Origin of the sequence: Clostridium magnum DSM 2767, assembly GCF_001623875.1 — a bacterium.
Classification (GTDB): domain Bacteria; phylum Bacillota; class Clostridia; order Clostridiales; family Clostridiaceae; genus Clostridium_AM; species Clostridium_AM magnum.
Genome location: NZ_LWAE01000002.1, coordinates 57,375 through 81,101 on the forward strand (window position 1 = coordinate 57,375; position 23,727 = coordinate 81,101).

Sequence of the window (23,727 nt, forward strand, 5' to 3'; positions counted from 1 at the left end):
TAAGTTATGCAATTAAGTCTAAAGTTGAGGTTTTTATATGAATGATAAATATATAGTATATTTTATAAGCAGAACCAGAAAGAAAATGATAAGCTTTATCGAGAAGCAATTGCTTGAAAACGGTCTAGATGGGCTGATTCCTTCACATGGGAACATTCTTACCGCTCTATACGAAAATAATGGAAAGTTAACAATGAAGAGAATTGCTGAAATAACTGGAAAAGATAAATCAACAATAACACCATTGGTAAATAAGTTATTGGAACTTGGATATATAACAAAGATAAAAGATCAAACAGATAAAAGAGTTACATATATAATACTTACTAGCGAAGGTAACCGGATAAAAGATAAGTATAAAGCTATTTCTAATGAAGTGTATGCTACTGCCTATAAAGATTTTTCACAAGAAGAAAAAGAGATATTTTTAAAACTGTTAAAGAAAATAAATAATAATTTCAATTCAACTACTTAATCAGAGAGAAATAAGTATAACATGTAATTCTAATAAGTATTGAAAAATGTAGTAGGAAAATATTTGCCACTCTGTGAAAGTAAAACTGATTAGTTAAACTGCCTCAAAACACTATAAGTATTTTTGAAGCAGTTTTTTAAATCTATATTTTAGTGCAGCACTGTATCTAATACCTTATAAAAAAATATTAAACATAACGTCAGTATCTTCATGGGTAACTATTAAATGAAATCCAGTGCCTGTGAAATATCAAAAATCAAATCTTCTTTGTCTTCAATGCCGCAGCTTATGCGAATTAATTCTGCTGGAACACCAGCCTCCTTTAACTGTTCGTCATTCATCTGGCGGTGTGTACTTGTTGCAGGATTCAGACAGCAGGTACGGGCATCTGCTACATGGGTTTCAATGGCTGCAAGCTTAAGATTTTTCATAAAGATTTCAGCTGCTTCACGTCCATCTTTTAAACCAAAGGAAACAACACCACAGGAGCCATTTGGTAGGTATTTCTGTGCAACCTCATAATATTTGTCACCTGGTAGACCGCAGTAGTTAACATAGGCAACCTTTGGATGATTCTGAAGAAATTCTGCAACAGCTTGTCCGTTTTCGCAATGACGTGGCATGCGGACATGAAGGCTTTCTAGCCCAAGATTTAGGATGAATGCATGCTGTGGTGACTGAACAGAACCAAAGTCCCGCATTAGTTGAGCGGTACATTTGTTAATGAAAGCTCCTTCCTTACCAAATTTTTCGGCATAGGTAATACCATGGTAGCTGTCATCTGGTGTGCAAAGCCCAGGGAACTTGTCAGCATGAGCCATCCAATCAAAGTTTCCAGAGTCCACAATGGCCCCGCCTACGGCAGCACCATGACCATCCATGTATTTCGTGGTAGAATGGGTAACAATGTCAGCACCCCATTCAAAAGGACGACAGTTAATAGGTGTTGCAAAAGTATTGTCCACGATAAGTGGAACACCATGTCCATGAGCAGCCTTTGCAAATTTTTCGATATCCAGTACGGTAAGTGCAGGATTGGCAATTGTTTCACCAAAAACTGCCTTGGTATTAGGCTGGAAAGCATCATTTAATTCTTCTTCCGTACAATCAGGAGAAACAAATGTGGTTGTAATGCCCATTTTGGCCATGGTTACAGAAATCAGGTTGAAAGTACCTCCGTAAATGCTGGAAGAAGCAACAATGTGGTCTCCACAGTTGCAGATATTAAACAGGGCAAAGAAATTGGCAGCTTGTCCGGAGGAAGTTAACATTGCAGCTGTACCACCTTCCATATCAGCAATTTTAGCAGCCACATAGTCATTTGTTGGATTCTGTAGTCTGGTATAAAAATAGCCAGTGGCTTCCAGGTCAAACAATTTTCCCATATCTTCACTGGTATCATATTTGAAGGTTGTGCTCTGGATAATAGGAACCTGACGTGGTTCACCGTTGCCGGGTCTGTAACCGGCCTGTACACATTTTGTATTCATTTTATAATTTCTCATTTCATTACGTCCTTTCTGAAAATAATAATATAATCATTATAATTTTAATTTTATGGTACTTCAAGGGTAAATTGGATATTAATTACTCAAGATTTTTACTGTTGATTATATAAAATAGAACTGAATAAAACTTGATTCAAAACTTGCATTATAAGTAATTTTTGGGTGGAATAAGAGGCCGGAATGAATAAAACTGAAATTTATTATAACCATAGCTTGCAATTATCCGGGATATATATTAAAATTCTTTATAAATACACTTTTTCTTTCACAAGTATCCAAGTAGGAAAGTTTGGTGGGTAAAAGTGGGAATGTATCAATTTGTATTTAATAAGGGGGCTATAAATAGTGGTGAGATTTTCTGAGATGGATTCCAAAGCCTTGCAGGAATATAGAGAAGGGCTTTTAAAAAGATATGAGGACTTTAAGAGTCGGAACCTTAAGTACGATATGTCACGGGGAAAGCCATGCCAAGAGCAGCTGGATTTATCCATTGGAATGCTAGATGTAACAGACTATAAGAGTTATGACGGTACGGACTGCAGAAATTATGGAGGTCTTGATGGCATTCCTGAGGCAAAACAGCTTTTTGCAGAGCTTCTCGAGGTTAATACGGATGAAGTTATTATAGGTGGTAACTCTGCACTTAATATGATATACGATACAATAGCCCGTGCAATGTCTTTCGGTGTATCAGGCAGTGAAGTTCCATGGGGAAAGCTCCCTAAGGTTAAGTTTTTGTGTCCTAGTCCTGGATATGACCGTCATTTTGCTATATGTGAGCTTTTCGGTATTGAAATGATCGTTGTGGATATGAAGTCCGATGGACCTGATATAGATGCCATTGAAAAGCTTGTTTATGAAGATGAAGCAGTAAAGGGAATTATGTGTGTTCCAAAGTACAGCAATCCCGATGGAATTACCTATTCAGATGATGTTGTAGACAGGCTTGCAGGGATGAAAACCAAGGCTAAAGATTTTAGAATCTTCTGGGATAACGCATATGCAGTACATCATCTTTTCGGCAAGGGAGACAGGCTTAAGAATATAATGAAGGCTTGTAAGGATGCAGGAAATGAAGACAGAGTGTTTGTATACACCTCAACTTCAAAGATAAGCTTCCCTGGAGCAGGTGTAGCAGCGATGGCTGCAAGTAAAGCAAATGTAAGCATGATTAAAAAATTGATGTCAGTTCAGATGATAGGGCCTGATAAAATGAATCAGCTTCGCCATGTGAGGTTCTTCAAAAACATGGAGAATATTGAAGAGCATATGAGGAAGCATGCTGAGATTATTGAACCGAAATTTTCAGCTGTTTTAGATATACTTAATACTGAGCTTGGCGGCAAGGAAATTGCATGGTGGAACAAGCCTAACGGTGGATATTTTATTAGCCTTAATACTCTTGACGGGTGTGCAAAGAAAGTAGTTGCCATGACTGCTGAGGCAGGTGTATTAATGACACCCGCTGGTGCTACCTTCCCATACGGCAAGGATCCGAGGGGCAGAAATATACGTATTGCGCCTACATTGCCATCCATTGATGAGCTTAAAAAGGCAATTGAGATATTTTGTATATGCATACAGATAGAGAGTATTAATAGCCTTCTGCTTACGAAGTAATATAGGGTTACGAAAGGGAATGTTAAATGGTAAAAAAGAATTATATAAAAATTTTAAGTGATGATGAAGTAATAGACACGCTAGACCTATATAAAAAAGATGCTGAAAGACTTATGAGGCAATTAAAAGCTATGGATAGGGCTAAAATAGAGGAGACTTATTCCGAAGATGGTAAACTTATAACAAAAATTGTCCATGAAACAGAGGATCATATAGTTGTTGATGAAATTGTATTTGATGATAGTGTCGACGATATAAAATATGAGTCTGAACAAATACAAACAGAAGTAGAAGCAGATAAAACTCTAAAAAGTGAGATAATAGGAATAGACAATAAAATTCAAGAGTTTTTAAAACAAATGGACAGAGAGATCGACAAATTAGAAAGAGATATACAACAGGCTAAAAAAGATTTAATAGATGGTATAAAGGGTAATTCAAATATTATAGCTAATAATGGACTTTCTAAAGGTGCTGAAACAATAACAAAATTAACATTTGCCATAGATCAATTATATACTCAAAAACAAAGGTTTGAATACATTTTTAAATTTAAGGATGCTAAATAAATAGTATCCTTTTCTTTTGGCACCTTTTCTCAACTTTTGGTGAACTGGAATAATTACAATTTTCTTATTTGGTATGCCACTTTTCTAATATAGAACCTGGAATCTGTAATGTACAACATGCTGCCATTTGTGTTAATATGTAACTATTATAAAAATTTAGTTTGACAAAAATAAAATTTTCTTGGGAGATGGTTATATGCATAAAAATAAATTAGTAGTTGTTGGAGTCGGACATGTTGGCTCGTATGTTTTAGCAGATGCTATGAAAACTGGTTTGTTTGCAGAAATTGGTGTGATTGATATTTTAGAAAATGTAGCTTACGGAGAGGCCCTTGATCAAGCTCAAGCAACAGCCTTAACTTATATGAATAATGTGGATGTTAAGAGTGGAGGATATGAACAATGCGCGGACGCTGACGTCATTATTGTTGCCGCAGGTCCAAGTGTTATACCTGATCCTAATGATCCAAAAGGTGAACCAGATCGTACTCTATTAACAAAAATGAACTGTGAAGTTATCCGTGAGGTAATGACAGGTATTACGAAATATACAAAAGAAGCAATTATAATTCTAATTACCAATCCATTGGATACGATGGTTTATATTGCTGAAAATGAATTTGGTTATCCTGCTGGACGTGTATTTGGTACTGGAACAATGTTGGATTCTGCTCGTTTACGTAAAATAGTAGCCGATACTTATCAGATTGATCCTAAATCTGTTACTGGTTATATGATGGGTGAACACGGTAGTACTGCATTCCCTGTTTTGAGTCATGTCAATGTTTCTGGTATTCGATTTAACGAATTAAATCAATATTTAGAAGCAACAGCAGATATTCAAGATCCTGAAGTAGTAAAAGCTTCCGTTGTAAGTGCTGCTTATAAAGTGTTAAACGGTAAAGGTTGGACCAATGCTGGTGTTGCTCAGTCTGCAATTACAATGGCAAAAGCAGTTTTATTAGATGAAAAGAGTGTTTATCCTGCTTCCACTACTTTACGTGGTCAATATGGTCATGATGGTGATGTGGCATTGAGTATGCCATGCATTATAGGGCGTGAAGGCATTTTAAGACAATTACCTATAAAATTGAATGAATGGGAAACACAAAAATTAGAAGAATCAATTGCATTTATTCAAGCAACTATGCGTGATGCAAAAACTGGTCCAGAGTTTGCAAAATAAAAATAGAATGTTTGGTGGGAAAGGCAAGTTCGGATGGAACTACACTTACAAGACTCCTGTGGTTCATTAATTAATTTTATATGTACGTACATAATGGGGACCTAAAGGGGTCTCCATCTTTTATTGTAAATTCTTTGGTATTGCGATACCATTAGGTCTATCAATTTTTAAAAACTTCATACTCCATAAAATAATAAGTCTTAAGATAAAATTGTATGCATTAGGTAAGTAAATCTTTTTATAATAAAACTTGAAATTATAATTTACGATATGTATAATATATTTAATAATTGTAATGTATAAAGAACAAATGTTAAATATAATTAACAATATTTAAATACATTTTTATAACAACAGGAGGTTATTACATGAATCTGAATCCAATAATTGCAGAAAATCTTAAGCGTTTGAGATTGGAAAGAAATTTAAGTTTAGGACAATTGGCGGAATTGTCTGAAGTGAGCAAGGTAATGCTTTCGCAAATTGAAAAAGGAGATACAAATCCAACAATCAATACTATTTGGAAAATTGCAAAGGGCTTAAATGTTCCATACACAGTGCTGATTGATAAACTTGAAGATGAAGCTTCTGTGGTAAGAAAAGCAGAAGCTGGATATCAGAACAGTGAAGATGGAACATATAGGGTATATTGCTATTATGGAAATACACCACATAGAAATTTTGAATTATTTTTACTTGAATTGGATTCAGGTGCAGTATATACTTCTGTTGGTCATTCTGAAAAATCTCAAGAATATATCAGTGTTATTCAAGGAGAACTTGTACTTACAACAAACAATGAGGAATATTTGTTGAAAAAGGAAGATTCTATTTGTTTTTCATCAGCAAATCCTCACACTTATAAAAGTTGTGGCAAGGATATTCTTAAAGCTATAGTTGTAAATTTTTATCCAATTTAATAATTTTAAATAAATTTTGGGAGGAACTAGAAATGACTGAATTAATATTTCAAAAAGACAGTTACATAAAGGAATTTGAATGTAAAGTTATTGGGGTAGATGTGGCTGAAAATGCTGTTATTTTAGATAGAACAGCATTTTATATAGGAGGAGGCGGGCAACCCTGTGATGTTGGAGTATTGGAAACAGCTGCAGATAAATATATTGTTAAAAAGATTAAGAAAAAAGGAAATGACGTATACCACTATATTGATGAAAAGACTCCTGAAGTCAATGAAATATGTACAGGAAAAATAGATTGGGAACATAGATATAAGTTAATGAGAACTCATACAGCTATGCATATTTTATGTGGAGTTGTATGGAGAGACTATAAAGCACAGGTAACTGGTGGAGATATGGATTGTCTTAAAGGAAGAATGGACTTTGAGTTTGAAAACTTTGATAAGGCATTAGTAGAGGAAATTGAGGAGAAGGTTAATAAGGAAGTACAATGTAAAAGAGATATTAAGGTAAATATTTTAGGTAGAGAAGAGGCTTTTAAAATTCCTGACTTAATAAGAACGAAAATAAATCTGTTGCCAGAAGGAATTAAGCAAATAAGAACAGTTGAAATTGAGGGATTAGATCTTCAAGCAGACGGAGGAACTCATGTAAAAAATACTCTTGAAGTTGGAAAAATAAAAATAGTGGACTATAAAAGCAAAGGAAAAACCAATAAGAGAATATATGTTGAAATAGAAGGCTAGATTAACAATGAAGAATATACTCACTGGTGGCTTAAAATACTTAAGTACTGATTTATTTTAAATATGTTCATACTTTGTGAAATAAAATTATATCTCAATCTTCCTAAGTTGTGACGTAACAGTAGTTCTTTGTGAAGAAAAAATATTAAGTTGATTTAAATCTACTACTATGTTAAACTAGGCCTATAAGTTGCAACTTATAAGTAATTAAATAATTGTATAGTTTTCTAGGGTTCCGCAGTTTGTGACTGGCTGGTCCGAGAGAAGACGCACATTTAATTGTGTACACGGAAGGATAAAAGCCTGGGAGATATTTTTATAATATTTCCTTAGGCTTTTTTATTTTACTTATTTTAGAATATTGCTATGAAATATTATTATGGTAAACGCAAATACTTGTTTTTAGAAGGAGTAATTATGGAATGGTTTTATTTAGTGATAGCGGGAATTTTTGAAGTAGGGTGGGCAGTAGGATTAAAGTATTCAGAAGGATTTACAAAAATAATGCCCAGTATATTAACTTTGGTAGGGATGATCGCAAGTTTCTATTTTTTATCATTGTCTTTAAAAAGTCTCCCAATAGGTACTGCATATGCAATTTGGACAGGAATAGGCACTATTGGTACAGTATTGTTAGGTATTATTTTATTTAAGGAACCCATTAATATCATACGTATAGTTTGTATAGTCTTCATAGTTAGTGGAATCATTGGGTTGAAATTAATATCAATAAAATAATCCGCTAATTAAAAAATAAGAAACAACTAATAAAGAAGTATTAATAAAGTAATTTCAGGGAGTTAAAGTCCTAAATGTAACGGGCAAACTGCCCAGTGTTTCGAGTGAAAGGAGAAAAAGGTGATGAGTGGTTTCAGTTATAAGGATATTTATATTGAAGATGGAAGGAGGGTGCTAGAAGTTAACATACTTCCAGAAAAGCATTGTAACTTTGACTGTATATTTTGCCCTATTGGAAGGTCGCAAAATAAGGTAGATATCCAAAAGTCATTTGACAAAATAGATAGTTCATTGATTGAACTAGAAAACATGATAGAAAATACAAAGACAGAATTAATCTTTATTAACTCAAAAGGAGAAGCTTTAGTAAATGATAAAATTGGTGATATTATTGACCTAATCAAAAGTAAGGGAGTGCCTGTACGGCTACTATCTAATGGATATTTACTAGGTAGAGATGAATATATAAAAATTGCTAATAAATGTGATGAGGTGGTTGGAGAGATAAAAGTAATAACAGAAGAAGATTTTCAAAAAGTCCAAAGACCGATTGAAGGATATACGTTAGAAGAATATATTTCTAACATGGTTTCATTTAATAAACAATACAAAGGGGAATTTATATTTGAAATTACTATCATTAAGGGCTATAACGATGATGAAAAATCAATTCAGAAGATAAAAAATATTATCAACGAAATATCTCCGAGCAAAATAATTGTTGCAAGAATGGAAGATGAAAGATTTAAGAAAAAACTTGGTATAACTGATGAAAGATTTGAGGAAATTTCAAAGGCATTAATAAACAGTTTACTTCATACCACTGGCCCATACACCTAAATATAGTAGGAGGCTAAGCGTAAATTACGCTTAGTCTTAAAAGAGGAATATATCTTTAAAGTTGAACTCTCATTAGTTACTATTAGTAAACTTATCTAAAATTATTCATCTAAATATTATAAATTTATGAATCTTTGTTCAACTATTAGTCAACTGATTATTTTTAAAGATCCAGCGTTTTACACAACAAACTATTAAAGTAATAGAAGGTATAACAATTTGTATCGGTATATGTATGTATTTTACAGTAAAATCTAACCCTAACTTTATATGCTGAGGATAATTTCGTGCTAATAAAACTGAGGCTATCGTTATAATAATACAGAAGGGTATGACAAGTACTTTTGTATCCTTTAATTTAAGTAGTTGGGTTGTTCCCAGCATAGATACATATGTAAGTATACTGATTTTAAAAAAAGCACCGTAAATCATAAGTATTATTACAAGTATATCGAACCTATTTACAAATCCTCCAAATTTAATTAAACGCATTGCAAGTATATGTGGGAACAAAGTCAGTGACGCATATTTTGCTCCTAAGGATATTATAAAAACTATATTCACTATACATAAAAGTATGCCTTCCACAATAATAGAAATATAGGCGACATTTTTTACTTTTTCTGGTTGATTTACATAAGAGTACAGCATAGTGAAGGCTACTGTTTCTCCATAAGGAAACGCCACTAGAGGCCATCCTTTTTTTATTATGTCTACAAATCCATTTTCCACCAGGGGCAAAAGGTTTTTAAAGTGAGTAGCGTGAGGAGTTATTAATAAGAAAGTAATCTCAAGGATAAGAAATATGATAAAAATAAGTATCCCCATTCCTGCTACTCTTGCAATGTTTTCGAAACCTTTGTAAAGGCCATAGGTAACTGTGGCCATTATTGATATATATATCACAGCGGGCGGCATATATGCCATAACATCATTAAGTAAAAGTTCCACGAAATCCCTTAAGTCTCTTGCTGCTATATATGCGAAGTATACTATATAAGTTATACTAACTAAGCTTCCTAAAAATTTTCCTAGTATCTTAGGCATATAAGTTGCTAAAGTATCCTTAGGATATTTTTTAAACAGTGATATATAAATATATTGCAGAGCAATACCGGGTAAAATATAAATTAATATACCAATCCATACATCCTGCTGAAGTTCAGGGGTAAGAAAATACAATGCAGCAGTGGCATAAGGAAGCATTACCATAAGGCTAAACAATTGATATTTTGATATTTTGATCTCCACTCTTTTTCTCCTATTATTTTATTGTTTTATTGTTTTATTCAAACTTCCTGGTCTTTTAATACTTGAATGTACATTTACATTTACCTTACAGTACTCAAACTCTTCATCCCATTTATCTTTAAGCTTTTTCCATTGTTTTGGATAACTTCTATGGATAACCTCACCAAAACCAAATACATCTTGGTTAAGATCTTTTTGTGCAGTATTTATCGCTTCCTCTACCTCAGATTTTATTACATTATTTTGAATTTGATTAAGTTTATCCATTATGTCTGGATTCTTCATTACATCTAAGTCCTCTGTCATCTCCCGTATATTAGAGCTATTTTTTATATCTATTTCTATTGTTGTACTATCATTTTCTAATATAGGTGTTATTTTAGTAGATGAGTTTATAATCAGCGTACTTAAGCTACCATTTTTAATGCCAGGTAATACTACAGCACTACGTCGTATTTTTCCTATCACCCATTCTAAACCTCTCGTTTGCTTTTCATTCATAAAGCCTATTAATCTATCCTTTTTAAACACAGCGGTGCCTTCAATTTTAAAAGAATCCAAATTAGTTATTTCATCAGTATTTTTCTTTATAACTGGAGCAATTGGTGCAGTACTCTCAGTTAGCAGCGCATTAGCAATATCTAGATTAGTGCTATAGGGTGCATATCCTATTTTGTCCTGCCTCTCTAATATGTCTTCAATGGCAGCTGGCGGTAAGGGATTTTCAAGAGTTTCTATTTTCATTATTTCTAAAGCAGTTCCTTTGGCTATCAGCATTGGAATATTGGGTCTCATTTGATACAGTCTCAAGGAGTTGTCTAAAATATTGTGTATGCTTTTCCTTGCAGTTTCTTCTCCTATAATAATGACCTTATTATGAGAAAATCTTATTTCCTTACCAAGTTGTTTATTTAATTTATTTACTGCATGAAGTATTGTATCGCCAGTGGCAGTATATATTGCAGACTCTGTAGGTTTTCCCCCACCTCTTCGCATTGACATTCCTGAGGACTTTTGTGAAGATGATTCTGATAGTATTCTTATACTTACTATAAATTTTCCGTCTGGTGCAGTATCCACACCTAAAGCCATTACTTTAGCTAGGTTAACTATTTCTACTTTTTGTGCGCATCCTGAACAAAAAGATGTAAGCGTAATAATCAAAAATATACTTAAAAGCCTTTTTTTCATAATTTTCACATCCATCTAAAAGTATTGAATCACTTAGTTTTATCCCTTTTCTGTCTGCGTGTGGAATTTATCCAGGTCATTATTTTAGGTCTATTTTTCATAGCAGGAGCTGGGGATCTTACAATAGCGTCACCTAATTCATCTTTTACTAATGGCATTATTGGAGCCATATAAGGTACCCCAAAAGAACGCTTAGAGGTAAAGTTTATTAATAAAATTGCAAATCCGCAATTTAATCCCAATAGACCTAAAGTTCCACCCAAAATTATAAATATATAACGTGGTATCAAAATTGACATATACATCTCAGGATATCCTAATGTAAAAGAGGATATGCCTGTAAATGCCACAACTATTACCATTAGTTCGCTGACTAGTCCTGCACCAACTGCTGCCTCTCCTAATACTAAAGCACCAACTATACTTATAGCCTGACCTAATGCTCTTGGCATCCTAAGTCCTGCTTCTCGTAATGCATCAAAAATAAATACCATGGTCAGTGTCTCCAAAAGAGCAGGAAAGGGAACGTTACTGCGGCCTTTAATTATTGTTATCAGCAAAGATGTTGGTATCAGTTCCTGATGAAATGTTATGATTGCAACATAAAATCCAGGCAACAGTATAGATATAAAAAAAAGGAAATACCTAATCCATCTATTAAAGGTTGTTGGAATATATCGTAAGTAATAATCTTCACTCCCCTGCAGAAATTCCATAAAAACTGCTGGAGCAGTTATAGCCGTTGGACTACCATCAGTAATAATTGCTATTCTCCCTTCTAGCAATTTACTCACAACTGCATCAGGTCTTTCTGTTGTAAAAGTTGAAGGAAACATGCTTTTACGAGTATCACTAATAAATTCTTGGAGATCATTACTATCGAAAATAGCATCTGTATTTACTTCATTAACCCTATTCCGTGCTTCGTTTACTATCTTTGGATTAGCTATGTTTTCTAAGTAAATAATCATAACATCAGTTTTGGTATTAGTTCCAATCTTAATCCTTTCTACTTTTAGGTATCTGTTCTTCAATCGCTTCCTTATTAACGCTATATTAACCTCTATCGATTCGTTTAGAGATTCTTTAGGACCTCGCAAACTTAACTCTGTATCCGGTTTTTCTACAGGTCTGTTTGGTGGGCTTTTCAAACTAGCTGTTATGCTTCTATTTATTCCACTGACAAATAGAGCTATATTTCCTTGTAATATTGAATCAATAATTTTATTCATGTCATCGTAAGTATCTGCTTTTCCTACCCCAAACAAGCTCTCATAATAATTAATGTCATTGAGATTAGCGGTTACCCCTAATGGATACCTAATAAGTTTATCTATTACAGATTCTTCTATCATTTTTGGTGGAGTCAAATTGGCAATATAAATTAGAAAAGCTGGATACTCTGAGTTACTAGCTATATTTATTTCTCTTATCATTACATCTGAACAATTACTAAACACATTGTGCAGAAAATCTTTATTCAATTTCAGCTCTTCTGATACATATATAGGTTGTTTCTGCTGATCCTCCATACTTGTAGTAGAATTAGTTGTGCTATTCATGTTAGAATTACTACTGTTTATTTTAATCACCTACTTTTAATTATCTCATAACTAGTATTTTCATGATGTGCTAATATATACACTTTCTTACTATTACGCCTATTTATACAAAAAAGGAGCAGCATTTTATTTCTGCCGCCTTTAGGCTCTCTTATCTTGTATTGCCTCTGTTGACTAATTACCTTCACCATTTCATCTATCCGGTGGCTAAAGTCTGTATGTTCTATAGAAACTGGATACTTTTTAATGTCTTCTTCTGAATTGGAATAAAGCACCACTGATTTCTGTAACTTATTTCCCATATGTGCTTCCTCATAGATGCTATTGTTGTATTACATTCATATTACAACAATATTGTAAAAATATTACGTGAGTAACGCAACTGTATTTTCTAAAAGGGGTGCCACCAACATTTTCAACAAAACCACGTTAAAGGCTAAACTGAATATAATATATAACATTGTACAAATTATATTCAGAGGTGATAACATGAGAAAAAAATTAGTTATAATATTTACTATTATACTTTTCACAATAGCTTTTACTAATAGATTTTGCTCTACCACTTATGCTAACGATAAGAACACTTTTTTTAATGCAGTCAATATAAATCAAGATGAATCTCAAGAAAAATTAGAAAATGACTTATTGCTTAGTGTTTTTACACCATATATATCTAAAGCAATTGAAAACTATTATGGTGAACTAAGGCAATTTGATTTATGGGATGCCAAAATTATAAGTATAAAAAGACTTGAGCCTGGGACATTTAATTTTGAAACTATGATTTCAGTAGCAACATTTAAAGGACCGCATAATCCACCTTATGGCTTAGAGATGGTTACAATAAGATTTGATGATACTGGAATACATGTTGTGAATTTTAAACATAAAGATGTGTCGTTCTATGATTGAACTAGAAAATATGATAGAAAATACAAAAGCAGAATTAATCTTTATTAACTCAAAAGGAGAAGCCTTAGTAAATGATAAAAATTTTGCAATAGAAAATAATACAATCTACAATGTTGAAATGCAGAGAGGAAAGCATAAGAATTTACCTAAGAGACTAAGATATTATCAAGGAAGTATAGACTTAGACTTAATAAGCAAAGGTGAAGATTATAGGGGGCTTACAAAAAGTTATATTATATTTATTTGTACATTTGATTTGTTTAATAAAGGCCGCCATAAATATACTTTTCAAAATGTATGCTTAGAAGATAATAGTATAATATTAAATGATGAGGCACAAAAAATAATATTAAATACTAAAGGAATAATGAAGGATTTAAGTGAAGAATTACTAGAATTCCTTGCATATGTAGAAGATTCAACAGATGATACAGTAAAGCATGCAAAAGGAAATCTTGTGAAAAGCATACACAAAAGAGTGCAGGAAGTTAAAAATGATATTTCAGTGGAGGTGGAGTTTATGACTTTATTGGAAAGAGATAGAGAAAAAATTGAAGAAGGAAGAGAAGTAGGAAGAGAAGAAGGAATTCTTTTGACAAAAAAAGTATTAAAGCTTTCAACTGAAGGATATACAATAAGTCAAATATCGAAAGAGTGTAATATATCAGAAGATCAAGTGAAAAAGATATTGGAACAGTATTATAATATTTGATAAGTTAATAAATTATAGATTTAAAATTAATAATTAAAAAGCTTTGTATTAAAAAAATTACTGACATGGAATATTCGTCAGTAATTTTTTTGCTTGCAATTTATAGAGTTTAAAAAGTAAAAAAATTTAACCGACCATTTCATCTGATTATTTACTACATCTTCTTAAGTCTACGCCATAGGGTTGTATAGCTCATTCCAAGCTCTTTTGCTACTTTAGTCTTATTACCGTTATATTTTTTTAGCGTATCCTTTATTAACTGATTTTCTATTTTTGAAATTTCTGATGTGGCATCACTTGGTTCTTCAGAGAAGGGTTGAAGAACTCTTTTTTCTGAATTATTGGGTTCTAAATCTAAAACCTGAGAGACCAAGTAGTCATCAATAATGTTATTTTCACACATCACAATAAGTCTCTCTACAATATTGTGAAGATGCCTTATATTTCCTTTATAAGGTAAACTACCAAGGGTTAGCAGGGCATCACTAGTGATTCTTATATCTGAAGCGTTGCTTGAAATAAAATGTTTAACTGGCAGTTCAACAGCCCCTTTTTTATAGACAATCTTAACTTTAAGTTACAGTATAGTATATTGTTAAGAATGTAAAGCTTAGGTATAATTAGGCTATACTAATCCATATATCCTTAAGGAAAGGAGTTTTTTATATGGATTCAAGAAACGTAATTAGAAATATTGCTGAGAAATATAATCTTCAATCCGTTGGAATATTTGGGAGTCGTTCTAGAGGGGACAATAGAGAAGATTCGGACTATGATATTTTTGTAATAGGTAGCTTGTCCTTAGATGAAGAATTGAAGCTAGAATCAGAACTAGAAAATCTGCTTAATGATAATGTGGATGTAGTAAAAATAAATGAAAATACTGATAAGCTATTATTAAAAAATATAGTAAATGATGCTGAAGTTATTTATAGCAAAAATAATGCCTTTGAAAATTTATATAAATTTATAGAGAGATTTTTTATAGAAAATAGTGATTTTATTCACAGGAGGGAGACTGATTTAATTGATTAATAGAGATAGAGTTTTAAAATTACTTAGTGATTTTAAAGAGTGGCAAATTGATTTTAAAGAGTGCTTAGATTCAATAGATATATGTGATGATAGCATTAAGAAAATACTATATCATAGTGTGAGGGCATACTTTTTAGATTTTCATATATTATGTAAGGACTATATATCTATTAGTCTATCTTCTCCAAACAGGGAGTAAAGAGCGGCTACGTCCCTGGATTCGTTCAACTAAGAATCAGGTGGGGGTTAAATGCCTAAATAGCATTTAACGGGCAAAGCCCCGGGTCGTAGACGAAACCCCATCTGATTCAAGTTTCCACTTCATAAGATAACCTTTAGGTTGTATCGGGAGGTAACTATATGAATATAAAAAATAAAAGTTTAATGGAGATTCATTTAGCAGTTTTTTTATTTGGCTTATCAGGTTTGTTTGGAAAATTGTTATCATTGTCATCAATAATAATTGTCCTTGGGAGAGTTTTCTTTTCAAGCATTTTTTTATTGATTATAATGATTTATCTCAAAAAAGATATAAAACTAAAACAACAAAAGCATTATTTTTATTTGGTAGTAATGGGTGTAATTTTAGCAATCCACTGGAGCACTTTTTTTAAGTCCATACAGGTGTCTACAGTAGCAATAGGATTACTTACATTTTCTACATTCCCTGTTTTCGTTACTTTTCTTGAACCATGTTTTTTTAAAGAGAAAATTAAGTTGTCAGATATTGTAATTGCAATTATTACATTCTTGGGTGTAGTGTTTGTTATTCCAAAGTTTGAAATGGGAAGTAATCTAACCCAAGGTGTTCTTTGGGGAATAATATCTGGTTTTACTTATGCCATTCTTTCAATGCTTAATAGAAAATATGTAAAAGAATATTCAAGTTCTGTAATTGCTTTTTATGAACAACTTGTAGCAACAATTGTATTAATTCCTTTTTTGTTTTTGCAAAAACCCGCTTTTCATATTAGAGATGTACTACTGCTAATCATATTGGGTATAATTTTTACTGGAATTTCTCACTCATTATTCATAAGTGGTTTAAAGAACATTAAAACGCAGACGGCAGGAATTATATCAAGTCTTGAACCAGTTTATGGTATTATTTTTGCTGTTTTTTTATTAAGAGAAATACCAACTTTAAGAGAAATTTTAGGTGGAATTATTATTTTAGGCACTGTTTTTTACTCAACTATAAAATCTAAATAACTCATTAAAAAATAAAATTCTAAAAATCTTTATTGTTATTTGTTTACTAAAAATCATTTTAATCAATAGACATAATGAAACGGCGGCCTTGAGTTCTCAAAGCCGCCGTAATAAGTTATATTATATTAATCTTCTTTTTTCTAATTCCTTTTGAATTTCGCACTGATCTATCATACACGTAGTTTCTCCAAGTTCTATGGATGGTTTTGTTTTTCCGTGGAAATCACTGCCGCAGGTCACCAGTAGGTTGTGTTCTCTGCCTTTCTGAAGAAAATATTTCGCAGTTTCAGCATCATGATAACTGCTGAATGCTTCAACGCCCTGTAAACCAGAATCTATCATTTCATCAAAGAGTTCAAATTGTCCTTTTAAATTATTGCCCGGATGAGCAAGTACTGTAATGCCGCCACTTTCAGCTATCAGTTTGCTCACATCTTCTAGTGAAGGATAAATGATTTCTGTATAGCATGCCTTTCCTTGAGAATAAAAGTCCCAGTAAAAGTTAACATAAGGGTTATCACTACGACTACCGCCAGACCTGTATGGATGTAACAATTCACTTTCTTTATATCGTGAATCATTCAATAGAATTTCTGCAAACATTTCTCCGGTATAGATACCACTTTTGCTTAATTCATCCACCTGCTCTTTTTTTATATCAAATCCAAGGCTCCTTGTTAACTCTAATTTCTTAACAGAACAGGCTTTTTCTTGACGAAGAATGTTTTCTTCCAGATCACAGAACATCACCTTTTTATAATCGATTCCGTATCCAAGAACATGCAGATTTATATCTCCATATGTGCAGTCTACTTCAATTCCATTAATGAAATGAATATTGTATTTGCAGGCTTCTTTTCTTGCTTCATCTACTGCCTTTATACTGTTATGATCAGCAATTGCCATAATGGAAACTCCTTTGTTATGGCACATTTTCACCAGCTCAGAAGGTGAGAATTCCCCATCATCACTATAATAACTATGCATGTGCAAATCAATGAATTTGTTTATCATGAATTTTACATCCTTTCTATAATATTATTATAAACATCTTTTGTTATATTATGTTTTATTATAAATTTAATTTGATAAACACCCTAAAAATTTCCAAACCATTAAAAGGAAATTTAAGGTAAATATCGAATATATAAATACAAACCAAATAATAATTTAAATGACATTAGGGAGGTATTGTATGGAAAAACTCTATTATTGTTCAGAATGCAAAAGGATTATAAAAAATGAAGGTAAGTGTGCTTACTGTGATTCAAGTGACATAAAAGAGCTTATGCTAAAAACTTCTGTAAATGTTATAGGAACTAAAACTAAAGGTAAAGTACTTAAAATTAAAGATGGGAAAGTAAATCTTATTGTTAAGGATGAAGGAAATAATAAAATAGTTAAAGAATATGAAGTGGAGCAGCTAAAAAAAGTATTATAGGGGTTAATCCTCTATAATACTTTTTCATATGCTTATTCAATTGCAGCAACTCCAGATTGCAAACTAGTAAATGGATTAGCTCTCTTCATAGCCGTTAACAGCTACCTCTAATTTTCCTGTCTCAGGATCTATTATCAATCCGTGGACTTTTATATCTTTAGGGATTAAAGGATGATTTTTTATTAATGTAACACTCTCTTTAACAGATTCCTCTACAGAGTTAAAACCATGTAACCACTTCTTTATATCAATGCCTGCATTGCATAAAGTTGATATAACATCTGTAGATATGCCTCGTTCTTTTGCACTTTCTAAGGTTTTATCTGCATTTAAATTACTCATGCCACAACCATGATGACCAATTACTAAAACCTCATCTGCTTGAAATTCATAAACAGCAACCACAATACTTCTTATTATACTTCCAAATGGATGCATTATAGAAGCACCGGCATTCTTAATAAGTTTTACATCTCCATTTTTTAGATTTAATGCTTTTGGAAGAAGCTCTGTTAATCTAGTATCCATACAGGATAAAATCACCAGCTTTTTTTTCGGCTCTTTTGATGTTTTATACTTAACATATTCTTTATTTTCTACAAAGGATTGATTATAATCTAATATTTCTTGTAACTTATTCATAGAAACCTCCAAAAAAATTATAATATTTAAATTAATTTAGTATCTTCATACTATTGAAATTTAGATGATAGTAATTATATCATATTTATATAATAATAGGTGGATATTTTTATTGCAGACACAGTAAATTTATACGTGATTAAAACCTTCCTTATGAGGTCTGAGTTTAGAGTAATGCAACTATAATCAAAGTTGTTGATACAAACTAAAAGAATAAATTATAATATTTCTGCCTATAGCTCCTGTAACTGTATATATAATAAGTGAAGGGAGATGATAAATATGGCTGCAATGGCAACAAAGCTGCAGACTACACTAATAGTTAAATATGGGGATGGTGTAGATGCACTGGGAAAAGAGATAATCAAAAATCAGAGGTTTTCAAAGGTAAAAACTACTGCAACAGAACAAAATATTTTAGATGTGTCACTGGAAATTGAAAAGCTTCTTGGAAAAACCTTAAATGAGGTTATAAGAGAAGATCAAAGCGGCATAACAAATGCTTAATTAGTAGTTCTCAACGCTCAACTAAAATAAAAAAATGGAGGATGTGTACATGAGTAAAACCTTAGTTATGAATTTTTTAAATGAGGGCGGCAGTAAAACTGCCATAAGAGTGAATAATGTTAAAGATGGTGTAACTGAAGCAGAGGTAAGCGCTGCTATGGATGTGATAATTGCAAAGAATATATTTACAAGCACTGGAGGAGATTTAAAAGATAAAGATTCTGCAGAACTTGTAGATAAGACTTCCACTGAATTAACGGTAAAGTAAGCACTTTGAAGCTTTACAATGAGATTAGATAGGAAGTTCTTTACTATCCTATCTAATCTTTAGTTGAAGCAAAATCTTAATTCAGATGGGGATTCTTTTACCCCAAGTTAGTCAGGTAAAAAATAAAGTAGGTGAGGCTGTTTGAATAATGATCTGTTGAACATGATTGGTAATGTGGGCTTTCCGATAGCTGTATCTGTATATCTACTGGTTAGGTTAGAGGCAAAGCTTGAAGTATTAACAGTCAGTATAAATAATTTGGCTAATTCAATAAAAGCTTAAAAAAGTACATGTAGGACTTGGTTCCTGCATGTACTTTTTTACACCTAATTAAAGGTGGTATTTATCATAGAAGAATTTATAATAGTTTCTGCATTCTACCACAAAATTTATATCAGCACTACTTTTTGGTATTACCACAAGAATCCCTAATTATCAATGGTGTATCGAATAAAACATTAGCAGTACTTTCAATATTATGATCAATTAGATCAGAAACAAGCTGAATGCAAGATCTAGCCATTTCCTCCATGGGGATATTAACGGTAGTAAGTGGAGGAGTGCTGAACTCTGTATTTTCAACCCTACTCATACCAACTGCAATTATTTCTACATCATCTGGAACTTTAATTCCTTCCTTGTTAAATACGTGAAGTACACCTAAAGCTAAGGTATCAGAATTACAAAACAGAGATTTAGGACGATTATCTAATTTAATAAATTTCTTAGCAGCTTCCACACCACCTTCTATGGTGTTATCAGAAATTATGATATTTTCTGGTAGGATTTCAATATTAGCAGTTCGGCAAGTTTCTATAAATCCTTTATTTCTAATATCCATTGCAAGATATGCTGATTTAGCTAATATGATAGCAGCACTTTTATGTCCCATATCAGCAAACAATGAGGCAGCTTGCTTACCCATCTTATAGTTGTCGACATGGACTGAACAATATCTATTAGAAAAACGATTAAATAAAACCAAAGGTATTTCAGGAGTTATGCTTTCTAGATATTCCATATCTGAAACAGAGGTATTTGCAATAATTGCAGCATTGTATATATTACGATTTGTAATCCCTTTTTCCAAATGAAGAAAATCATTCTTATAGGGACAAATTACAATGTCAAAGTTGCGATTGGAATTAAAAACTTCGTTTTGAAGTCCTGTTAAAAATCTAGCCATTAAATTTTGAAGAAATAGTAGCCTTAATGGCAGCTTTTAATATAGATCCTGAAACCTGTGAGGATGCCGCGATTGAAGATGCTTCAGTTTTTGGAAGAAACTTTGCACAAGCTGGGGGACTAACAAGTTCTATAGAGAATTATGTTAAGGAAAAAGGACTTGAGATAGAATTCAAACCAGTGAAAGCAAGTGGGTTTGATGAGATAAAGAAGACCATGGTTATGGCTAAAGGGGGGAGACTTCAAGGAAACTTTATAGAAGGCATGATGTGTGAAGGTGGATGTATAGGAGGTCCAGCACTGATTGGTGAAAATACTTATAATTATAAAGTTGCAGATACTGAAATATATATGCATCCATGCGATAAATTAAATGAGTTAGAAAAAATAATACCACAGCTCAAACAACAAGGAGTAACTGGAGTTGTTGCAGGTACTTTAGCCTCTACAGTAGCGATGAAGTATGGCATGAAGGTTGAAATGCTGGACACAAAAGTGCCTTCGATTAAAGGAGCGATAAAAGAGGCGGTCATAAGTTGATGTGTATGACTGAAAGAAAGTAAGGGCATACAACGTAAATCCACGATAAATGAATAATTGTAATTTTATGCGTCATAATCGTATAATATGAAAACCATTTATAGAATCTCTATTTTTCTTTATAATTAATAGATTATGCTTCTAAAAATTTCAAAAGAGCATTTTTGTTTAATACGAGAATTTTTTTATATTTAGTATCAATCCATTGATATTGAGAGAATTTGTTTAAAGTTCTGCTTACCGTAACTCTACTTACACCTACAGCCCTTCCAATATCTTCATGGGTGCAATCAATAGAACAATTAGTATATAGACTCATATTTAATAGATATTGGGTAATTCTTTTCTCTGCTGGTAAAAATGAAATATTGTCAATTTCATTTGATAACATTCTTACCTTTTTCGATAAAAGCTCTATGAAATTCAAAGCAAGAAGTGGCTCTCTTTGAAAATATAACATAATGTCAGATTTATTAATGTTGATGATTTCTGAATCTGAAAAAGTTTTTGCCGATGACATTCTTGGAAAGCCATCAAAAAAAGAAGCTTCTCCAAAAATTTCTCCCTTTTTATAAATTGTTAAAATTTTTTCTAAGCCATCTGGGGAATTTACAAAAGCTTGAACTCTTCCTTCTTTTAGGTAATAAAAATTTTTAGCAATTTCTCCTTGACGATAAATTATTTGATTATTTTTAAACATCTGTGCAGGTTTTGTCTTAAAAGTTTCAAACAATTCAGTAGGAATACCTATTTTATGGCCTAAAAATAATTCCCATTTATTCAAGAAAAAATACCTCCATTTAGTAATTATTTTTTAATTGTATCATAGTTTACATTCTTCATAAAAGTTTTATGTAATAATATAGTAAAACAATTTATGGAGGTAGCAAAAAAATGAAATGGAATAGTAATCTATATGATAATAAACATTCTTTTGTAGCAGAATACGGTAAGTCTATGATTAATTTTGTAAATGTGGGAAAAAAGCAAAAAATTTTGGATTTAGGATGTGGTACAGGGGTACTAACAAATGAGTTGGCAAAAAACGGTGCAACTGTTATTGGAACAGATTTATCAAAAAATATGATTGATAAGGCAAAATCTAATTATCCTAACTTAATCTTTCAAGTGGAGGATGCAACAAATCTGCCTTTTAAAAATGATTTTGATACTGTTTTTTCTAATGCAGTTTTTCATTGGATATCGAATCAAGAAAAATTGTTGCATTCTGTTTATACTTGTTTAAAAGATAATGGGACATTGATTTGTGAATTTGGAGCAAAAAATAATATAAGTCAAATTCAAACTGCTTTTGAAAAGGTAATAGAACAAAAGGGATATTCTTATTGTTCACCATTCTTTTTTCCTTCAAAGGAAGAATATAAGTTATTATTAGATCAAGTTGGTTTTGAAGTAAAACATATCATTGAATATGATAGACCAACACCACTTGCTGATGGGGAAAAAGGACTACGTAACTGGATTTGTCAATTCTTTGCAATTGATTTACTAGAATTTTCAGATGAACAAAAGGAGCAGATATTACTTGAAACAGAAAAACTTTGCAAAAATAGCATATGGAAAAACAACCAATGGGTAGCGGATTACAGGCGTATTCAAATTGTTGCAGTTAAAAATAAAAATAATCGTACCAAATGACATAATGGGTAATTATATTTAGTTCATAATGTTCTTAAGTTGTGACGAAACTGTAAATAATTATTCAGTAAAGATTATTTATATAATTGGTAGACAAATTAAGAGTTTCTGGGGGACTATTCATACTAACATAAGGAGGTAGATTAAAGTGAAGTATGTATTGTTAAGTGCAGATAACAATCCATCTGTTTATTCAGTTCCAAATGAGGTGGCTGGTAACTTAAGAAAATACTGTATAGATTTTTGTGACAAATGGCTACATGAGAGTCCGCATGCGAAGAAATATCGCGTAGATGGTGGCGTTTGCTATGATGAAAAAGACTTTATTGAATATTTGAATAGATGGGTTTTTCCTAATATACCATCAGTATTTATTGAAACACTTGAATGGATTGATTTAAGGGAAGACATTCCAGAAAAATATAAAGGATGTGAATGGTTCAATTTTTAATAGAGCCTTAAAATGTTTTGGTTAAACAACATGAACATAATATCTTGTTGAGTTAATACGCGTTTTTATGCAGCGTCATAGCAGTAATCTATTGTCCATTAATTATACGAAGGAGAAATATAATATGGACTACTTGGAGTGGAAAAATTATTTGCAAAATCTTATCAATAAGTATGATAAGCAAGGATATGATAAATTACACCTGATGAAAGAATATGGTTTAACATTCGGTCACTAATAGACACAGTAGGTATTTGATAAAGGTCGCCATAAATATACTTTTCAAAATGTGTGCTTATAAGATAATAGTATAATGTTAAATGATGAAGCGCAAAAAATAATATTAAATACTAAAGGTATCATGAAGGATTTAATGCAGAAATAAATGAATTTGATGTTGAATATGTAAGAGATGTAGTGAAAAGTAATAACAGAAGAAGATTTTCAAAAAATCCAAAGACCGATTGAAGGATATACGTTAGTAGAATATATTTCATACTTGTGCGGAATTCTCCCGTCCTCTATAGGCGGGAGATGAATAGCATTTGATG

The 23,727-nt window shown here is 32.0% G+C and carries 29 protein-coding genes, 4 pseudogenes and 1 riboswitch; of the genes and pseudogenes, 23 read left to right on the top strand and 10 right to left on the bottom strand.

Translation table 11 applies throughout. The features are described 5' to 3' along the window. Positions 1–37: 37 nt before the first annotated feature. Positions 38–475, top strand: a complete 438-nt coding sequence (locus CLMAG_RS07860) for a MarR family winged helix-turn-helix transcriptional regulator (RefSeq protein WP_066620641.1) — start codon at positions 38–40, stop codon at positions 473–475. 221 nt (positions 476–696) lie between these two features. Here CLMAG_RS07860 and CLMAG_RS07865 read toward each other — a convergent pair whose 3' ends face one another. Continuing rightward, on the bottom strand, positions 697–1,980 hold the full coding sequence (locus tag CLMAG_RS07865; protein WP_066620642.1) for an O-acetylhomoserine aminocarboxypropyltransferase/cysteine synthase family protein: 1,284 nt from the start codon (positions 1,978–1,980) through the stop codon (positions 697–699). Positions 1,981–2,328: 348 nt separating this feature from the next. Between CLMAG_RS07865 and CLMAG_RS07870 the strand changes: the two genes are divergently transcribed. The 7 genes from CLMAG_RS07870 (at position 2,329) to CLMAG_RS07900 (ending at position 8,605) form a co-directional block, all read left to right on the top strand. After that, positions 2,329–3,603 (top strand): aspartate aminotransferase type Ic, encoded by a 1,275-nt coding sequence (locus tag CLMAG_RS07870; RefSeq protein ID WP_423231068.1) that lies wholly within the window; start codon positions 2,329–2,331, stop codon positions 3,601–3,603. Positions 3,604–3,629: 26 nt separating this feature from the next. Then, positions 3,630–4,172, top strand: a complete 543-nt coding sequence (locus CLMAG_RS07875; protein WP_066620652.1) for a hypothetical protein — start codon at positions 3,630–3,632, stop codon at positions 4,170–4,172. Between the two features lie 196 nt (positions 4,173–4,368). After that, positions 4,369–5,358, top strand: coding sequence for a lactate/malate family dehydrogenase (locus tag CLMAG_RS07880; protein WP_066620655.1), 990 nt, complete (start codon positions 4,369–4,371; stop codon positions 5,356–5,358). 368 nt (positions 5,359–5,726) lie between these two features. Next, positions 5,727–6,278, top strand: a complete 552-nt coding sequence (locus CLMAG_RS07885) for a helix-turn-helix domain-containing protein (RefSeq protein WP_066620657.1) — start codon at positions 5,727–5,729, stop codon at positions 6,276–6,278. Between the two features lie 32 nt (positions 6,279–6,310). Further along, positions 6,311–7,027 (top strand): alanyl-tRNA editing protein, encoded by a 717-nt coding sequence (locus CLMAG_RS07890; RefSeq protein WP_066620663.1) that lies wholly within the window; start codon positions 6,311–6,313, stop codon positions 7,025–7,027. A gap of 216 nt (positions 7,028–7,243) precedes the next feature. Continuing rightward, a riboswitch (guanidine-I (ykkC/yxkD leader) is annotated at positions 7,244–7,339 on the top strand. Positions 7,340–7,444: 105 nt separating this feature from the next. Further along, entirely contained in the window at positions 7,445–7,765 is a 321-nt protein-coding gene (gene sugE, locus CLMAG_RS07895; RefSeq protein ID WP_066620666.1) for a quaternary ammonium compound efflux SMR transporter SugE, read from the top strand. A gap of 123 nt (positions 7,766–7,888) precedes the next feature. Further along, positions 7,889–8,605, top strand: coding sequence for a radical SAM protein (locus CLMAG_RS07900; protein WP_066620669.1), 717 nt, complete (start codon positions 7,889–7,891; stop codon positions 8,603–8,605). A gap of 138 nt (positions 8,606–8,743) precedes the next feature. Here the strand turns inward: CLMAG_RS07900 and CLMAG_RS07905 are convergent, their stop codons facing one another. Genes CLMAG_RS07905 through CLMAG_RS07920 form a run of 4 tightly spaced genes read right to left on the bottom strand, consistent with a single transcriptional unit; the run spans position 8,744 to position 12,911 of the window. Next, complete coding sequence (locus tag CLMAG_RS07905) at positions 8,744–9,856, bottom strand: GerAB/ArcD/ProY family transporter (RefSeq protein WP_066620672.1); 1,113 nt, start codon at positions 9,854–9,856, stop codon at positions 8,744–8,746. Positions 9,857–9,874: 18 nt separating this feature from the next. Continuing rightward, positions 9,875–11,047 (bottom strand): Ger(x)C family spore germination protein, encoded by a 1,173-nt coding sequence (locus CLMAG_RS07910; RefSeq protein ID WP_066620673.1) that lies wholly within the window; start codon positions 11,045–11,047, stop codon positions 9,875–9,877. A 29-nt stretch (positions 11,048–11,076) separates the two neighbouring features. Beyond that, a complete protein-coding gene (locus tag CLMAG_RS07915) occupies positions 11,077–12,609 on the bottom strand; it encodes a spore germination protein (RefSeq protein ID WP_082831845.1) in 1,533 nt (510 codons plus the stop codon). Between the two features lie 26 nt (positions 12,610–12,635). Beyond that, on the bottom strand, positions 12,636–12,911 hold the full coding sequence (locus tag CLMAG_RS07920) for a hypothetical protein (protein ID WP_066620678.1): 276 nt from the start codon (positions 12,909–12,911) through the stop codon (positions 12,636–12,638). Positions 12,912–13,098: 187 nt separating this feature from the next. On the opposite strand from CLMAG_RS07920, the gene CLMAG_RS07925 reads away from it, so the two are divergent. Beyond that, a complete protein-coding gene (locus tag CLMAG_RS07925; protein WP_066620684.1) occupies positions 13,099–13,524 on the top strand; it encodes a DUF3888 domain-containing protein in 426 nt (141 codons plus the stop codon). Next, positions 13,517–14,236 (top strand): Rpn family recombination-promoting nuclease/putative transposase, encoded by a 720-nt coding sequence (locus CLMAG_RS07930; RefSeq protein WP_242872972.1) that lies wholly within the window; start codon positions 13,517–13,519, stop codon positions 14,234–14,236. Before CLMAG_RS07925 ends, CLMAG_RS07930 begins: the two co-directional genes overlap by 8 nt. A gap of 154 nt (positions 14,237–14,390) precedes the next feature. Here the strand turns inward: CLMAG_RS07930 and CLMAG_RS35165 are convergent, their stop codons facing one another. Next, entirely contained in the window at positions 14,391–14,801 is a 411-nt protein-coding gene (locus CLMAG_RS35165; RefSeq protein WP_479723204.1) for a helix-turn-helix domain-containing protein, read from the bottom strand. Positions 14,802–14,902: 101 nt separating this feature from the next. Here CLMAG_RS35165 and mntA point away from each other — a divergent pair, with 101 nt between their 5' ends. From mntA to CLMAG_RS07950, 3 genes are all read left to right on the top strand, one after another. Beyond that, a complete protein-coding gene (gene mntA / locus CLMAG_RS07940; RefSeq protein WP_066620692.1) occupies positions 14,903–15,271 on the top strand; it encodes a type VII toxin-antitoxin system MntA family adenylyltransferase antitoxin in 369 nt (122 codons plus the stop codon). After that, positions 15,264–15,470 (top strand): hypothetical protein, encoded by a 207-nt coding sequence (locus CLMAG_RS07945; RefSeq protein ID WP_066620697.1) that lies wholly within the window; start codon positions 15,264–15,266, stop codon positions 15,468–15,470. Before mntA ends, CLMAG_RS07945 begins: the two co-directional genes overlap by 8 nt. 161 nt (positions 15,471–15,631) lie before the next feature. Continuing rightward, on the top strand, positions 15,632–16,483 hold the full coding sequence (locus tag CLMAG_RS07950) for a DMT family transporter (protein WP_066620698.1): 852 nt from the start codon (positions 15,632–15,634) through the stop codon (positions 16,481–16,483). A 120-nt stretch (positions 16,484–16,603) separates the two neighbouring features. Here CLMAG_RS07950 and CLMAG_RS07955 read toward each other — a convergent pair whose 3' ends face one another. Continuing rightward, the gene (locus tag CLMAG_RS07955) at positions 16,604–17,497 is read right to left on the bottom strand and encodes a PHP domain-containing protein (RefSeq protein WP_066620699.1); all 894 of its coding nucleotides are present in this window, start codon (positions 17,495–17,497) and stop codon (positions 16,604–16,606) included. Positions 17,498–17,678: 181 nt separating this feature from the next. Here CLMAG_RS07955 and CLMAG_RS07960 point away from each other — a divergent pair, with 181 nt between their 5' ends. Then, a complete protein-coding gene (locus CLMAG_RS07960; protein ID WP_066620701.1) occupies positions 17,679–17,924 on the top strand; it encodes a hypothetical protein in 246 nt (81 codons plus the stop codon). Between the two features lie 75 nt (positions 17,925–17,999). Here the strand turns inward: CLMAG_RS07960 and CLMAG_RS07965 are convergent, their stop codons facing one another. Continuing rightward, the gene (locus CLMAG_RS07965; protein WP_066620703.1) at positions 18,000–18,566 is read right to left on the bottom strand and encodes a beta-class carbonic anhydrase; all 567 of its coding nucleotides are present in this window, start codon (positions 18,564–18,566) and stop codon (positions 18,000–18,002) included. Between the two features lie 282 nt (positions 18,567–18,848). On the opposite strand from CLMAG_RS07965, the gene CLMAG_RS07970 reads away from it, so the two are divergent. The 3 genes from CLMAG_RS07970 to CLMAG_RS07980 all read left to right on the top strand — a co-directional run bounded on the left by CLMAG_RS07970 (position 18,849) and on the right by CLMAG_RS07980 (position 19,623). Then, a complete protein-coding gene (locus tag CLMAG_RS07970; protein ID WP_066620705.1) occupies positions 18,849–19,073 on the top strand; it encodes a DUF1659 domain-containing protein in 225 nt (74 codons plus the stop codon). A gap of 49 nt (positions 19,074–19,122) precedes the next feature. Further along, complete coding sequence (locus tag CLMAG_RS07975; RefSeq protein ID WP_066620707.1) at positions 19,123–19,341, top strand: DUF2922 domain-containing protein; 219 nt, start codon at positions 19,123–19,125, stop codon at positions 19,339–19,341. Between the two features lie 162 nt (positions 19,342–19,503). Then, a complete protein-coding gene (locus CLMAG_RS07980; protein WP_066622964.1) occupies positions 19,504–19,623 on the top strand; it encodes a YvrJ family protein in 120 nt (39 codons plus the stop codon). A gap of 118 nt (positions 19,624–19,741) precedes the next feature. Here CLMAG_RS07980 and CLMAG_RS07985 read toward each other — a convergent pair whose 3' ends face one another. Beyond that, the gene (locus CLMAG_RS07985; protein ID WP_082831846.1) at positions 19,742–20,527 is read right to left on the bottom strand and encodes a substrate-binding domain-containing protein; all 786 of its coding nucleotides are present in this window, start codon (positions 20,525–20,527) and stop codon (positions 19,742–19,744) included. Here CLMAG_RS07985 and CLMAG_RS33550 point away from each other — a divergent pair. Beyond that, positions 20,527–20,832 (top strand): annotated as a pseudogene (locus tag CLMAG_RS33550) ([Fe-Fe] hydrogenase large subunit C-terminal domain-containing protein); the annotation flags it as partial. The gene CLMAG_RS07985 and the pseudogene CLMAG_RS33550 overlap by 1 nt on opposite strands. Positions 20,833–20,865: 33 nt before the next feature. After that, positions 20,866–21,066: pseudogene (locus tag CLMAG_RS33555) on the top strand (PrpR N-terminal domain-containing protein); the annotation flags it as partial. 133 nt (positions 21,067–21,199) lie between these two features. Here CLMAG_RS33555 and CLMAG_RS07995 read toward each other — a convergent pair. Continuing rightward, on the bottom strand, positions 21,200–21,850 hold the full coding sequence (locus tag CLMAG_RS07995) for a Crp/Fnr family transcriptional regulator (RefSeq protein WP_066620712.1): 651 nt from the start codon (positions 21,848–21,850) through the stop codon (positions 21,200–21,202). 110 nt (positions 21,851–21,960) lie between these two features. Between CLMAG_RS07995 and CLMAG_RS08000 the strand changes: the two genes are divergently transcribed. The 4 genes and pseudogenes from CLMAG_RS08000 to CLMAG_RS34655 form a co-directional block, all read left to right on the top strand. Beyond that, positions 21,961–22,725, top strand: coding sequence for a class I SAM-dependent methyltransferase (locus CLMAG_RS08000; RefSeq protein ID WP_066620716.1), 765 nt, complete (start codon positions 21,961–21,963; stop codon positions 22,723–22,725). A gap of 148 nt (positions 22,726–22,873) precedes the next feature. After that, entirely contained in the window at positions 22,874–23,176 is a 303-nt protein-coding gene (locus CLMAG_RS08005; RefSeq protein WP_066620717.1) for a hypothetical protein, read from the top strand. Positions 23,177–23,426: 250 nt separating this feature from the next. Beyond that, positions 23,427–23,558 (top strand): annotated as a pseudogene (locus CLMAG_RS34895) (Rpn family recombination-promoting nuclease/putative transposase); the annotation flags it as partial. Between the two features lie 39 nt (positions 23,559–23,597). Then, a pseudogene (locus tag CLMAG_RS34655) lies at positions 23,598–23,672 on the top strand (radical SAM protein); the annotation flags it as partial. Positions 23,673–23,727: the final 55 nt, after the last annotated feature.

Bases quoted from the DNA above. Each gene is read 5' to 3' on its own strand.
- CLMAG_RS07860 (WP_066620641.1), top strand. From the start codon at position 38: ATGAATGATAAATATATAGTATATTTTATAAGCAGAACCAGAAAGAAA.
- CLMAG_RS07865 (WP_066620642.1), bottom strand. From the start codon at position 1,980: ATGAGAAATTATAAAATGAATACAAAATGTGTACAGGCCGGTTACAGA.
- CLMAG_RS07875 (WP_066620652.1), top strand. From the start codon at position 3,630: ATGGTAAAAAAGAATTATATAAAAATTTTAAGTGATGATGAAGTAATA.
- CLMAG_RS07880 (WP_066620655.1), top strand. From the start codon at position 4,369: ATGCATAAAAATAAATTAGTAGTTGTTGGAGTCGGACATGTTGGCTCG.
- CLMAG_RS07885 (WP_066620657.1), top strand. From the start codon at position 5,727: ATGAATCTGAATCCAATAATTGCAGAAAATCTTAAGCGTTTGAGATTG.
- CLMAG_RS07890 (WP_066620663.1), top strand. From the start codon at position 6,311: ATGACTGAATTAATATTTCAAAAAGACAGTTACATAAAGGAATTTGAA.
- sugE (WP_066620666.1), top strand. From the start codon at position 7,445: ATGGAATGGTTTTATTTAGTGATAGCGGGAATTTTTGAAGTAGGGTGG.
- CLMAG_RS07900 (WP_066620669.1), top strand. From the start codon at position 7,889: ATGAGTGGTTTCAGTTATAAGGATATTTATATTGAAGATGGAAGGAGG.
- CLMAG_RS07910 (WP_066620673.1), bottom strand. From the start codon at position 11,047: ATGAAAAAAAGGCTTTTAAGTATATTTTTGATTATTACGCTTACATCT.
- CLMAG_RS07915 (WP_082831845.1), bottom strand. From the start codon at position 12,609: ATGAATAGCACAACTAATTCTACTACAAGTATGGAGGATCAGCAGAAA.
- CLMAG_RS07920 (WP_066620678.1), bottom strand. From the start codon at position 12,911: ATGGGAAATAAGTTACAGAAATCAGTGGTGCTTTATTCCAATTCAGAA.
- CLMAG_RS07925 (WP_066620684.1), top strand. From the start codon at position 13,099: ATGAGAAAAAAATTAGTTATAATATTTACTATTATACTTTTCACAATA.
- CLMAG_RS07930 (WP_242872972.1), top strand. From the start codon at position 13,517: ATGATTGAACTAGAAAATATGATAGAAAATACAAAAGCAGAATTAATC.
- mntA (WP_066620692.1), top strand. From the start codon at position 14,903: ATGGATTCAAGAAACGTAATTAGAAATATTGCTGAGAAATATAATCTT.
- CLMAG_RS07950 (WP_066620698.1), top strand. From the start codon at position 15,632: ATGAATATAAAAAATAAAAGTTTAATGGAGATTCATTTAGCAGTTTTT.
- CLMAG_RS07955 (WP_066620699.1), bottom strand. From the start codon at position 17,497: ATGATAAACAAATTCATTGATTTGCACATGCATAGTTATTATAGTGAT.
- CLMAG_RS07960 (WP_066620701.1), top strand. From the start codon at position 17,679: ATGGAAAAACTCTATTATTGTTCAGAATGCAAAAGGATTATAAAAAAT.
- CLMAG_RS07965 (WP_066620703.1), bottom strand. From the start codon at position 18,566: ATGAATAAGTTACAAGAAATATTAGATTATAATCAATCCTTTGTAGAA.
- CLMAG_RS07970 (WP_066620705.1), top strand. From the start codon at position 18,849: ATGGCTGCAATGGCAACAAAGCTGCAGACTACACTAATAGTTAAATAT.
- CLMAG_RS07975 (WP_066620707.1), top strand. From the start codon at position 19,123: ATGAGTAAAACCTTAGTTATGAATTTTTTAAATGAGGGCGGCAGTAAA.
- CLMAG_RS07980 (WP_066622964.1), top strand. From the start codon at position 19,504: ATGATTGGTAATGTGGGCTTTCCGATAGCTGTATCTGTATATCTACTG.
- CLMAG_RS07985 (WP_082831846.1), bottom strand. From the start codon at position 20,527: ATGGCTAGATTTTTAACAGGACTTCAAAACGAAGTTTTTAATTCCAAT.
- CLMAG_RS08000 (WP_066620716.1), top strand. From the start codon at position 21,961: ATGAAATGGAATAGTAATCTATATGATAATAAACATTCTTTTGTAGCA.